9 protein-coding genes are annotated in these 12,854 nt (G+C 41.7%); 8 read left to right on the top strand and 1 reads right to left on the bottom strand.

The window, feature by feature from the left end:
- The 3 genes from AAHJ11_RS11725 (at position 1) to AAHJ11_RS11715 (ending at position 3,000) form a co-directional block, all read left to right on the top strand.
- Positions 1 to 1,326: a Gfo/Idh/MocA family protein gene (locus tag AAHJ11_RS11725; RefSeq protein ID WP_148364058.1), complete on the top strand. Its 1,326-nt coding sequence runs from the start codon at positions 1 to 3 to the stop codon at positions 1,324 to 1,326.
- A gap of 3 nt (positions 1,327 to 1,329) precedes the next feature.
- A complete protein-coding gene (locus AAHJ11_RS11720) occupies positions 1,330 to 1,569 on the top strand; it encodes a hypothetical protein (protein ID WP_148364059.1) in 240 nt (79 codons plus the stop codon).
- Positions 1,570 to 1,656: 87 nt separating this feature from the next.
- Entirely contained in the window at positions 1,657 to 3,000 is a 1,344-nt protein-coding gene (locus AAHJ11_RS11715; protein ID WP_022199333.1) for a Gfo/Idh/MocA family oxidoreductase, read from the top strand.
- A 108-nt stretch (positions 3,001 to 3,108) separates the two neighbouring features.
- On the opposite strand, the gene AAHJ11_RS11710 is transcribed toward AAHJ11_RS11715, so the two are convergent.
- Complete coding sequence (locus AAHJ11_RS11710; RefSeq protein ID WP_148364060.1) at positions 3,109 to 3,696, bottom strand: RNA polymerase sigma-70 factor; 588 nt, start codon at positions 3,694 to 3,696, stop codon at positions 3,109 to 3,111.
- Between the two features lie 301 nt (positions 3,697 to 3,997).
- Here AAHJ11_RS11710 and AAHJ11_RS11705 point away from each other — a divergent pair, with 301 nt between their 5' ends.
- From AAHJ11_RS11705 to AAHJ11_RS11685, 5 genes are all read left to right on the top strand, one after another.
- Positions 3,998 to 7,342, top strand: a complete 3,345-nt coding sequence (locus AAHJ11_RS11705) for a PL29 family lyase N-terminal domain-containing protein (RefSeq protein ID WP_022198910.1) — start codon at positions 3,998 to 4,000, stop codon at positions 7,340 to 7,342.
- Positions 7,343 to 7,372: 30 nt separating this feature from the next.
- The gene (locus AAHJ11_RS11700; protein ID WP_259022042.1) at positions 7,373 to 9,793 is read left to right on the top strand and encodes a PL29 family lyase N-terminal domain-containing protein; all 2,421 of its coding nucleotides are present in this window, start codon (positions 7,373 to 7,375) and stop codon (positions 9,791 to 9,793) included.
- 12 nt (positions 9,794 to 9,805) lie between these two features.
- Positions 9,806 to 10,687, top strand: coding sequence for a PL29 family lyase N-terminal domain-containing protein (locus AAHJ11_RS11695; RefSeq protein WP_259022041.1), 882 nt, complete (start codon positions 9,806 to 9,808; stop codon positions 10,685 to 10,687).
- 13 nt (positions 10,688 to 10,700) lie between these two features.
- Positions 10,701 to 11,639 carry a glycerophosphodiester phosphodiesterase family protein gene (locus AAHJ11_RS11690; RefSeq protein ID WP_148364063.1) on the top strand — a complete coding sequence of 313 codons (939 nt, stop codon included), beginning with the start codon at positions 10,701 to 10,703 and terminating at the stop codon, positions 11,637 to 11,639.
- 224 nt (positions 11,640 to 11,863) lie between these two features.
- A complete protein-coding gene (locus tag AAHJ11_RS11685; RefSeq protein ID WP_122137926.1) occupies positions 11,864 to 12,850 on the top strand; it encodes a FecR family protein in 987 nt (328 codons plus the stop codon).
- The last annotated feature ends 4 nt before the right edge of the window (positions 12,851 to 12,854 follow it).

Genomic DNA, 12,854 nt, shown 5'->3' with positions numbered 1-12,854 from the left:
ATGAAAGAACATAAAGAAAAAGGAGTAGACTTAGGACTCAGACAATTCATCAAAAGCCTGGGATACGTTGCCGGAGGAACCGCATTATTGGCGACCACCCCTTGGCTGACTTCCTGTACTCCGGAGAAACTACAAGAGATCAAGCATGAGAAAGCACGAATCGCTTTGATTGGTACCGGGTCCAGAGGACAATACCACATCCATAACCTCAAAGAAATACCTCATGCACAAATTGTTGCCGTATGTGATAATTATGCACCCAATCTTCAACAAGCATTGGAACTTTGTCCGGATGCAAAGTCATATACGGATTACCGCAAACTACTGGAATCGAAAGACATCGATGGAGTCATCATATCCACACCACTAAACTGGCATGCACCTATTGTATTGGACGCATTAGCTGTCGGCAAACATGTCTTTTGCGAGAAAGCAATGGCACGTACTCTTGACGAGTGCAAAGCTATCTATGACACTTACAACCAGTCAGACAAGGTTCTCTACTTTTGTATGCAGCGAATGTATGACGAGAAGTACATCAAGGGAATGCAGATGATCCATTCCGGTCTCATCGGAGATGTGGTAGGTCTTCGCTGTCACTGGTTCCGTAATGCAGACTGGCGTCGTCCGGTTCCTTCACCAGAGCTGGAACGCAAGATTAACTGGAGATTATACAAAGAGAGCTCCGGAGGATTAATGACGGAATTAGCATGCCATCAGTTGGAAGTTTGTAACTGGGCAGCCAAGAAAATGCCGGAATCCATTATGGGAATGGGTGACATTGTATACTGGAAAGATGGACGAGAGGTTTATGATAGCGTCAATGTCACTTACAGATACTCGGATGGAGTTAAGATTGCATACGAATCATTGATTTCCAATAAGTTCAACGGAATGGAAGACCAAATTCTGGGAAGTAAAGGAACCGTGGAAATGGCAAAAGGTATTTATTATCTGGAAGAAGATCATTTAACTTCGGGTATCCGGCAACTGATTGACCAGGTAAAAGACAAGGTCTTTGCCGCTATCCCGACAGCAGGTCCTAGTTGGAGACCAGAAACAAAAATGGAGTATACACCACACTTTATCATTGATGGAGATATCCACGTAAACAGTGGATTGAGTATGATCGGAGCAGACAAAGACGGTTCGGACATTATCCTGTCCTCTTTCTGCCAGTCATGTATCACCGGAGAGAAAGCACAGAATATAGTTGAAGAAGCATATTGTTCAACGGTTCTTTGTTTACTTGGAAATCAGGCCATGGAAGAACAACGCCACATATTCTTTCCTGACGAATATAAAATACCTTATATGAAATTCTAAACCATGAAAGATATTATCATCACATCCCAAAAGCTGAAACGAGAAAGAAATATCTATCTTCTAAGTTTCATACTTGCGTTTATCGTCAATGTTATTGCAATCATTGTCTATTCCCGACCATGGATCGAAGTAATTTCTCAAATCGGATATGTGATTGTCATCAGCATTTTCATTTATTTCATCCTATGGATTCCCCGGGGAATTCTTAGCATCCTGATCCGTCTTTTCCGAAGAAAAAAATAAGAAATTTACGTTTTTTGAGGGAGAATTGACGGAAATACTCATTCACATATCCTAATAACAACTTAATTTTGGAGAAAAATAGATACTATGACAACAAGAAGAGATTTCATCAAAAAAACAGTAGCAGGTACAGCTGCACTTTCTTTAGGAAGCATACTTCCAGGGTTTGGTTCCAGCCGATATCAAGATATTCTGGGAGCTAATGAGAAAATACGTATCGGAGTTATTGGCGTAAATTCCAGAGGCAGTGCTCTCGCGCAAGGATTTGCCAAACAACCCGATTGTGAAGTAACTTACATTTGCGATGTAGACTCAAGAGCACTTGAAAAATGCCAAGCTGCGATTCACAAACTGACCGGACGGACTCCAAAAGGAGAAAAAGACATACGCAAAATGTTAGAATCCAATGAGTTTGAGGCAGTAGTAATCGCCACTCCGGACCATTGGCATGCTAAGGCAGCCATTATGGCTATGCAAGCCGGCAAACACGTTTATCTGGAAAAACCAACCAGCCACAATCCGGCAGAAAATGAAATGTTGGTTAGAGCCACTTTAAAATACAATCGAATCGTTCAGGTTGGCAATCAACGCAGATCATTCCCGAATGTAATCAAAGCGATGGAGGAAATCAAGTCCGGCACCATCGGAAAAGTGAGATATGCCAAATCATGGTATGTCAACAACCGTCCTTCTATCGGAACAGGTAAAGTCATTCCCGTACCGGATTATCTGGACTGGGATTTGTGGCAAGGCCCTGCCCCTCGTGTACCCGATTTCAAGGATAACTTCATTCATTACAACTGGCACTGGTTCTGGAACTGGGGAACTGGAGAAGCTTTAAATAACGGTACTCACTTTGTCGACATGCTTCGCTGGGGACTAGGTGTGGATTATCCAACCAAAGTAGATTCAATCGGAGGACGTTATCGTTTTCAGGATGATTGGCAGACGCCGGATACACAGCTTATCACTTTCCAGTTTGGCGACGAAGCATCTTTCTCCTGGGAGGGACGTAGTTGCAATACGATGCCGGTAGACGGATATGGAGTCGGTACTGCATTCTATGGAGATACGGGCACTCTTTTTATTGGTGGTGGTAACGAATATAAGATAGCAGATATCAAAGGCAAAACGATCAAGGAGGTAAAGAGTGATTTGAAGTTTGAAACCGGAAATCTCCTGAATCCTTCAGAAAAGCTGGACTCTTTCCACTTCCGGAACTGGTTTGATGCTATCCGCAAAGGTACTAAGTTAAACTCCGGAATTGTAGATGCCTGTATCAGTACCCAGCTAGTACAATTGGGTAATATCGCTCAGCGCGTCGGTCATTCATTACAAATCGATCCGGGAAGCGGCCGTATTCTCAACGATTTGGAGGCTAATAAGCTCTGGGGAAGAGAGTATGAAAAAGGATGGGAAATACGAGTTTAATTCAGCTTATTCCTCTCACTTTTAATAAGTTATTTAGAGATATGGTGTTCAAATACCATATCTCTTTCTGTTATACAAGTAGCCCCCCTGCAGTCGCTACAGCCTCATTCAAAGGAACCACCCCACAAAAAGAGCAAAGAAACTCCCCAACTGTTCTTTAAAAGTGCGAAGAGCCAATTCTATATGCTTCTCAACGGTACGAATAGAAATACCGAGTTTATCAGCAATCTCTTGGTTAGTCAGGGATTTGAAACGGCTAAGACAAAACACACTCCTACGTTTAGGCGGCATCGTATCAATCACACTTTGTACTGCTTCACGCAATTCACGATAGTCTGTAGTTGGCTCATCCGTACTTGAAGATTGCTCCAATGTCATCATGTCTTCCGTTAACACAACATGGGTATTGTATTTGGCCCGAAGATAATTGAAAACCTCCCGTTTGGAAAGTACATAAATATAGTTCTTGATTGACATCGTTTCATCCAAAGCTTCACGATGTATCCAGATCTTCATAAATACATTCTGGATAATATCTTCTGCTGCCCCTGCATCCTTCAGCATACCTCTGGCAAAAGCAAAAAAGGTGGGATAATAACGATGAAACAGGGTCTCATAGCTCCCTATATCCCCTTCTCTCAACTGCCGTAACAACAGTTGTTCTTCAGTAACAGAAGATAAATCAGTTTTATTCATCGTTTATTCCGAAAAAGATTTCTAGGCAACAAAGCTATAAATAATATAGAAGATATACCAAACCCTATTTAAAATCACATCATATTGTAATATGTAAGGGAGGAGTAAACAGGAAATAGTATGCTTCTGATGACAAAACTATGAAATTAATATGAAAAATTCAAGTCTTATTGAAAATAGTGATGATTAAAAAAAAAGTTCAAATCCGATTACGTACCCCCTCCAAGTGATGTGTTCTTCATTATAGAAACGAGTTATAAATAGCGCGCTATTAACCATTGAATCAAATTATTTAAAAAACATGAGAAATTTTCTACTTTTATTCTTGCTACTCATGCCTGTGATTGGCAGTTGCACCGATGACTATGATGACTCGGCTGCCTGGAAGGACATTGATGGAATCTACAAAGATCTCGATCAACTGAAAGAGAAGCTAAACAGTTTGCAACTACAAGCGAATGCGTTGAGCCAAATTGTGAAAGGAGGAGCAATCACCTCTGTCACAGAAGCTGCTAATGGCGGTTATGTCATTTCTTATAAAGGAAGTGACAATGTAGAGCATAGCTTCACCATCGCTACCACCGATCAAATGGTTTCCAGTCCGATTATCGGAATACAAGAAGAAGCCGGAACTTATTACTGGACTACTACCACCAAAGGACAAACAACTTTCCTGTTGGATACCAACAAACAAAAAATCCCAGTATCGGGTAGCGCTCCTCAAATACGAGTGGATGAGAATGGATATTGGGTTATCAATGGCCAGCAGATTCTCGACAGTAACCAAAAGCCGATTAAGGCCGAAGGTAAAACGGCTTCACTGATTACTAAAGTGGAAATGAACGATAACGGAACTGCCTCAATAACACTAGGCAACGGAGAAATTCTATCGGTCAGTACCTTTACGCTATTTAATGTAGAATTTAAAAATGCAGGTCAACCTGCCATTTCTCCTATTATTATAGAGGAAGGAACGAAAAGCCTTACCTTAAATTATAATATTATCGGGAAAAAGGCAGCACAAACACTGGTGCTCATCACACGTAGCGACGATGGAGTAGAAGTCAAGTTGAATAGCAGCAATAAAACACTGGCTGTTACCTTTACCGATGATTTTGAAGAGGGAGTAACCATGATTATGCTCTATGATACTGAAGATAATGTATTAATCAAGCCGGTACGCTTTACTCTACCAATCGTCGAAAACGGAGGCATTGCTACTGCAACAGACTTTAAAGCATTTATAGATGCGGTCACGAATGGAGGTAGTTTACGTAAATTCAAAGACACAGAAGGAAACGTAATCCTACTGAATGATATCGATATGAAAGATATTACACTGACGAGCGGTGTAGGAAGTAAAGTTACAAGTAATACTACCAGTGCTAATACAAAAGTAGTTTATACAATCGGCGAGCAAACCTTCAACGGGGTATTTGACGGTAAAGGACATTCAATTAACAACCTAACTTGTACGTATAATCTTGAAGACGGCAATATCGCCCACGGATTATTTAATTCACTCGGCAGTTCGGGAATTATCAGAAATTTAGTGGTTTCCGGTAATGCCACCATTACAGGTAAAGCTCCGCAAGGGGCAGCTATTGGCGGATTGGTAGGCTATTGTGAAGGAAGCATACTGGCATGCACCAATAAAATAAACTTATCCTTTGAAGGAACAAACGCCGCTAATATCGGTGTTCGAATGGGAGGTTTGGCTGGTGTACTGTATGGAAATAAAATAGGCGACACAACACAAACAAATGGCTGTATAAATGAAGGCAACCTGACTTGCGGCAATATTGTCAACACGGGCTCCGGGGCCTATTCCGCTTTCAACCAGGGAGGAATTGCGGGATATATAGAAATTGATGAAGCCTATATCGGATATGCAATCAACAAAGGAAATATCAGTGCACCTTCCGGACGTGGCGGAGGAATCGTAGGAACTTTACAGGAAGGAACGATTGAAAACAGCACTAACGAAGGACTTATTCAGGATGACGTGAACGATGTATTTGCCTCAAACTCCAAACGATATAATGTGAAACGTATCGGAGGACTTGCAGGGGGAATCAACACAGATAAATACCTCAAGAATTGTATTAACAACGGAAACGTCTACTCTCAAAATGGAAGTCGTGCAGGCGGATTCGTCGGACACAACGCCGGATTTGTTCAATCATGTACAAACAACGGAATCATTCTGTCGGATGCAACCGCAGACGGAGCCAACAAACATGGAGCCGGATGGGCTTGTGGCTATAGCGGTACAAAAACTGGCACAGACTATATCACAGACTGCCACATCGGAGGCAAAATCGGAGATTACAGTGTTTACAAGAACAATCCGGAAGATGCTCCGGTTGCCACTTACAGCAATGCCGTCCGCCACGGAGCTTTCTCCAAAGAAGCTAATAACTTCTCTAATCAGGATGAAGCATACTATGACTGGCAGGTGACCGAAGACCGCGAATTGGCATCGGGTATCGTATACAAACACTATTCTTTCACCAATTTCAATCAGAATATCTATGCTATCGAGATTGATATGAACAATCCGAAAGTGACGTTCGAAACAGTCATGGCAGATGAGATCTGCCCGAATCCTAATGGTAACAACAACTCTAATAATGGTAAAATTCTTCGCGAAACATTGTCAGAGACTTGTGTCAGACGAAGAGGAGAAGGAAGAAATATCGTCGTAGGTATCAATACCGGCTTTTTCAATTCTCACGACGGCTTCCCCAGAGGAATGCATATTGAAGAAGGAGAACCTGTATTCGTCAATAATCCGTATGTGCGTTCCACTTTGACCAATCATGTCTGGGGATTCACCTTCTTTGATAACCGTTCCATCAGTTTCGAAAAGAGAGACTTTACTGGTAAATTGAAAGTCGGAACCAAAGAATATGAATATTATTCAGTCAATGACACCATTGTCCGCTTGAATGGCAAGCCATCATACGATGCAAATTTATATACTTTCAGATATGTGAAAGAGCCTCATCCGGGGTTGACCAACCCAATAGGAACCAAAGCTTTGTTTATCATAGGCAAAAATAACCAACCATTGAAGGTTAATTCCGGTGATTTTGAAGCTACAATTACCCAAATCATTGACGGGCGAAGCACTACTGTAGAAGCTCCATACGTAATAGATAAAAATGAATGGGTATTGCAAGTGACAGGTGACAAAGCCAATGAACTGGCTCAAAGTCTGAAAACAGGAGATAAAGTACAAATTAGTGCCGAACTTAAAATAGGTAGTTCTACCGATCCGATTAAAGTACATAATTCCAGCATGTATCGCTACGTATACAATGGTATATACTCCGCTCCTCCCAAGAAAGAAGATGCAGAGACAATCAACCCGACTACTAATCTTGGAATGACACAAGATAAATCGAAGGTAATTATATTCTGTGTAGACGGAAGAACAGATAACGACAGAGGACTTGATTTTTATGAAGCTTATCGTGTCTGCAAAAAGTTGGGGTTATATGATGTAATCCGTTTCGATGGAGGAGGTTCTACGGTAATGTGGACTTATGAAAATGGTATCGGAAATGTAATCAATCATGTGTCGGATGCGAATGGTGAAAGAAGCTGCATGAACTATCTGCATGTCAGAGTACTTGAATAATGAATCAAACGAATGTTAATCACTGAATATATGAAAAAGTTTATAAGTATATCATTATTTATATCTGCCTGCTTTCTAGGAAGTTGTAGTTCTTACGACGACGAACGAATTTGGCAGGACCTCAACGAAATAGAAAAAACGATTGGAGATTATGAAGCTCAAACCGAAACATTGACTGCACAAATGGCCTCACTGTCCAAAGTGCTCGGAAGTTCGTTTATCACTTTAATCAGTCAGGATGCTGATGGTAACTACATAATATCTTACAGCGACGGTGGTGGGGAAACCCACACCGTTACCATCGCCACCCAAGGAGATGTTATCAAATTCCCAATCATCACAGCAAAGCAAGATAGTGACGGTAAATTCTACTGGGCACAGACTACTGATAAGGGGAAGACTTACACATTCATCCTTGACGGTGACGGAAAGAAATTCCCGATTGGCGGAACGATGCCTGACGTTAAAATAAACGAGAATGGTTACTGGAGTGTGAACGGTAGTAGTACCGGTGTATTGGCTAATGATTTAAGTAATATGTTATTCAAATCAGCCTATATCGATGATAAAACAGGAGAAGCCGTATTTATTCTGGCAGACGGCCAGGAATTGCGGATGAGTTTGCAGGAAGCACTCGGCATCCGCTTCAACAGTCCGGTATACAACGCAGTAACAGACTATACCACTCCCGTAAGTATCCCATACGAAATATATGGTACACAGTCGGAAAATGCATATGTAGACTTGTTTACTGCCTACAATATGGAAGTCAAAATAGACAAGATCTCTTCCACCCTTATCGCCACCATGAAAGAAGGGGCAACTGAAGGGAATATCCTGTTACTGGCAAGTGCTGGTAATAATACCGTATTGAAACCGATATACTTCACATATGGTACTGCTATTCTGGACGAACCAATATATCAAGGTCATGTAGGACCTATCCAACTTAAAGGTACACAAATGAATATTGAGATGCAAATATCTGCGAACATATCCTATCAGGTCAATACAGAAAATGAGTGGATCACCTACAACGGGACTCGCGCACTGGTTACAACCACACACGCTTTCACCATTCTGGCCAATGAAACAGGCGACGAACGTACCGGAAAAATAACATTCTCCAACTCGCTGTATAATATTTCTTCAAGCATTGACGTGATACAGGAAGCAAAAGAAGTGGAAGCTAAGGGAGGAATCAGTACGGCCACTGATTTGGTTAACTTTGCGAAAGCCGTTAATAATGGAACAAATACTTCCCGTTGGCAGAATGATGCCGGAGAAGTAGTTTTGCTGAATGACATTGATATGTCATCCGTGACCAGCTGGACACCGATAGGCGACATAGATGCTTCCAACTATACAACTGCCGAACCTTACGTTTCCGTACATCCGTTTACCGGAACCTTCAACGGACAAGGTTACGCCATCAAGAATCTGAATTGCAGTGCAGATATAACGAACGGAGGGCTGGCATACGGCCTGTTCGGTTCAATAGAAAACGCAACGGTCAAGAATTTGGCTTTAGGAGATGCTGGTACCGCTACTATTTGGATCATGAGTGGAACAGCACCTAAATATACTGTTATCGCTCCTCTTGTTTGCTTCGCCAAAAATTCAGTAATAGAGGGCTGTACTAACTATTATAATATCGACTTCACAGCCGATAATAAATCTGGAGAATTTAACGCACTTTCCGGTCTGGTAGGTGCTATTATAAATACGACGATCGGAGGAGAATCCAAAGCACAAGGTTGTGCCAACAGAGGATTTGTCCGCACAGGACACATCAGTAATACAGGCAATGGAGGTACGGGCATGCAGACTGCCGGAATCTGCGCCTTCATGGCTAAAGCAGAAGGTGGCAAACTGAATTACTGTACTAACTATGGTGATATTAGTTGTCCGAGTGGAAGAACAGGCGGAATTGTAGCAACACTGATGTATGGCAACATTTACAACTGCGACAATAGAGGAACCATCGAAGATGATAAGGTAGGACAATTCGAAGGTAAAGAAGCGAGCATAACCTACAATTACAAACGTATGGGTGGAATTGTGGGAGGTACGGATGACCTGAAAACGAAACCAGAATGTACAGTAGAGTCCTGCACAAATTATGGAAATGTCATGACTCACCTAAGTGTCCGCACCGGAGGTATCATCGGTCACTCCAACATACAGATTATCGGCTGTGTAAACAAAGGGGCTGTTCTGGGAGATGTATTTACCGAAGGAAATGGAACCAACAGACATGGTCCGGGGTGGTTATGTGGTTATTCGGGTGCTTCTACCGCAACCTGGACTAATTGCAAAGCTTGTGTATGCGGAGGTTATGTCGGTGATTACAGCAAGTATAAGGACGATCCCACTTCTGCACCGGATGCCACCAACGAGAATGCATTCTGCCATGCAAACCAGAATTTCGATCCCAGTATTAATTTCTAAAAGACACAAGATATGAAAAGAATATATTTTTTCTGTTCGTTGCTTCTTTCCCTCCTGCTAACCAGTTGTGGGGATTATGACGACTCCGCGATTCAGAATAAGCTCAATGATTTCAAAGAACGAATAACTGCTCTTCAAACAAAAGCGAATAAACTCAACGAAGATATTTCAAAGCTGAGCTATCTGACGGAAGGAAATGTTATCACCTCCGTTACCCGGAACTCGGATGGACAATATGTCATTACCTACAAAGATAGCAATAATGAAGAAAAAGCAGTCGTCGTAGCAACCCAGGAAGATGTAATAGAAGCTCCGATACTAGGTGTACGCCTCAGCGATGATGACCAATTGTATTATTGGACTACAACCATTGACAATGAAACAAACTGGCTCACTGATGATGCCGGGAAAAAAGTCCCAGTCTGCGGCTATACCCCCGAAATGGGGGTAAACGCCGACGGTTACTGGACAGTCAACGGTGAAGTCCTTAAAGATAGCAAAGGCACTCCTATTACAGCTACCACCGACGCGACTGCCATTTTTAAGAGTATATCCAAAACTGACGATGGATATCTCAATATCACATTGGGCAACGGAGAAACCCTTACATTGGAAGTATTCAACTCACTGAATCTCAAGTTGAAAGCTGAAGCGGTTACCAAGGTGACTGACCTTTCCAGTCCTCTGAAAATTGAATATGAAGTGACGGGAACATCAGCAGGAGACGCGATAATTACTATTGCTCAGGCAGTAAACGTTAAAGCAACACTCGACAAAGAGACTCATACTCTTACAGTGACATTCGAGAATGATTTTGACGAAGGCCATGTCATCATCACAGCCTACGATCTTCAACATCTTGTGCTTCGCCCTCTTTTATTCAAAAAGAATTAATCCTTAAAATGATATGAATATGAAAAAAAGAATTTTATTCGCCGGACTTCTGCTCTTGCTGACTCTAAGCACTTTTGCAGCTACTCCTGTCACTTCGGGCAAGACACATGCGCAAAAGATAGTAGAAGCCATCCACAACCCGAAAACAGACTATGTAGTAGTAGTGTCTCACCGGGGAGACTGGAGGGATTACCCGGAAAACTCGATCCCCGCCATTGAATCAATTATCCGAATGGGAGTTGATGTTATGGAACTGGATCTGAAGCTAACAGCCGACAGTGTACTTGTCCTCTGCCACGACGGTACCATTGACCGGACTACTACAGGAAAAGGCAGAGTCAGCGACGTACCTTACGATTATATCAAAAACTGTTTCCTGAAAACTGGACATAACTGCCCTACCAAATACAAGATGCCGACTTTAAAAGAAGCATTGGCTGTTTGCAAAGACCGTATAGTGGTTAATATAGACCAAGGGTATCAATATTATGATTTAGTGATGGCTATTACAGAAGAACTGGGAGTCACAGAACAAATCCTGATTAAAGGCAAAAAACCGGTAGATTTTGTAGATGCACAGACAAAGAAGTATAAGCATGCTATGATGTACATGCCCATTATTGATATTAACAAACCAAGCGGACAGGAATTATTCCGCCAATATATGGACAAGAAAATCGTCCCTTTGGCTTATGAAGTATGCTGGCAACAAGAAACTCCAGAAGTAAGAAAATGTATGAAGGATATCCTTGCCCAAGGTTCCAAAATCTGGGTAAACACCCTTTGGCCCTCGCTCTGCGGAGGTGAAGAAGCTGGTATATACGATGACTACGCTTTTGAACACGGGGCAGAAGTTTACCAAAAGGTGCTAGATTTCGGTACATCCATCATACAAACCGACCGACCAGAGTTATTAATCAGCTACCTGAAGAAAATCGGACGCCACGATTAGCCTCTCGAAGTTATTACTCTATTTATCAGATAAAGAAACATGAGAAATTTTATATTGCTCCTTCTGACTTCACTATATTAAATAAAAACAAGTGCTTATGAATATGAGATCAGATTAAGAATACAAATCTATCCCCAATAGAATATCTTATTCGGAAATAATCAACATAATATACTCACAGATAAAGAAAAAAAATGCATTTTTGTACTTTAAACAAATACGCTATGAAGATAACTAACGACATATTAAAAGATTATTTCTACGATAAGTGTTCTCACGAGGAAGAAATAGAAATCCAAAAGTGGTTGACAGAAAATGACAATAACCTGATGGACCAGAGTTTCCGTGAGATTATCTCTGAAATTCAAATAGAGGACCGTGAGTTATCTCAAAAAGCCTTTCAGAAATTTCAAAAAGCTATTCAACCCAAACAGGTTCGCATACTACGCCCAAGGCTTCAGCACTCAATCCGCTGGATGCAGCGTGTAGCAGCCGTCCTTTTTATACCACTTTTGTTTTTAGCCGGATATTTACTTCTTGACAAGAAGGCAAATACACACTGGAATGATATCACCGTACCACACGGTATGCATCAAACACTCACTCTTTCGGATGGAACGAAGCTCCACGTCAATTCAGGCACGCGGGTTATTTATCCTTCCGACTTCACAGAAGATAAAAGAGAAATCTTTGTCAGTGGAGAACTCTTTGCCGATGTGGCAAAGGACCCGGACAAGCCTTTTATCATTTCTGCCGGTGACGTCCATGTGCAGGTACTGGGTACAAAGTTCAATCTCCGTGCCTACGAGAATATTGAGACGGTAGAAGTCGCACTCGTAGAAGGTTCGGTACTGTTCAAAACTCCGACTCATCCTAATGAGATTCTGAAAAAAGGAGAAATGATCCAGTACAACCGTGCCTCACAGAAAATTGTTCGTGAAACATTCCTTGCCAATCTGTACAAGTGTCCGTCAAAAAGCGAAGGATTCTATTTCAGTAATCTTCCCCTTAGTGATATTGTGAAGGAACTGGAATATTATTTCGATACCAGAATCATCATATTAGATCAAAAGTTAAGCGACAACACGTACATTGCTTATTTCACTAACGGGGAAACTCTTGACGAGATTTTATCCAATCTCAATACAGACGGACAAATGTCCATAACCCGGAGTCAGGAAGTAATCATGATTACTTCTGCAACTCCATAAATTT

The sequence above is a fragment of the Bacteroides sp. 90-K9/2 genome, assembly GCF_047310725.1.
Taxonomy (GTDB): domain Bacteria; phylum Bacteroidota; class Bacteroidia; order Bacteroidales; family Bacteroidaceae; genus Bacteroides; species Bacteroides vicugnae.
Note: the sequence above shows the minus strand (reverse complement) of the source record. Positions and strands in the feature narration are given on the sequence as shown.

Excerpts from the sequence above, each read along its gene's own strand:
- AAHJ11_RS11725 (WP_148364058.1), top strand. The coding sequence starts at position 1 with ATGAAAGAACATAAAGAAAAAGGAGTAGACTTAGGACTCAGACAATTC.
- AAHJ11_RS11720 (WP_148364059.1), top strand. The coding sequence starts at position 1,330 with ATGAAAGATATTATCATCACATCCCAAAAGCTGAAACGAGAAAGAAAT.
- AAHJ11_RS11715 (WP_022199333.1), top strand. The coding sequence starts at position 1,657 with ATGACAACAAGAAGAGATTTCATCAAAAAAACAGTAGCAGGTACAGCT.
- AAHJ11_RS11710 (WP_148364060.1), bottom strand. The coding sequence starts at position 3,696 with ATGAATAAAACTGATTTATCTTCTGTTACTGAAGAACAACTGTTGTTA.
- AAHJ11_RS11705 (WP_022198910.1), top strand. The coding sequence starts at position 3,998 with ATGAGAAATTTTCTACTTTTATTCTTGCTACTCATGCCTGTGATTGGC.
- AAHJ11_RS11700 (WP_259022042.1), top strand. The coding sequence starts at position 7,373 with ATGAAAAAGTTTATAAGTATATCATTATTTATATCTGCCTGCTTTCTA.
- AAHJ11_RS11695 (WP_259022041.1), top strand. The coding sequence starts at position 9,806 with ATGAAAAGAATATATTTTTTCTGTTCGTTGCTTCTTTCCCTCCTGCTA.
- AAHJ11_RS11690 (WP_148364063.1), top strand. The coding sequence starts at position 10,701 with ATGAATATGAAAAAAAGAATTTTATTCGCCGGACTTCTGCTCTTGCTG.
- AAHJ11_RS11685 (WP_122137926.1), top strand. The coding sequence starts at position 11,864 with ATGAAGATAACTAACGACATATTAAAAGATTATTTCTACGATAAGTGT.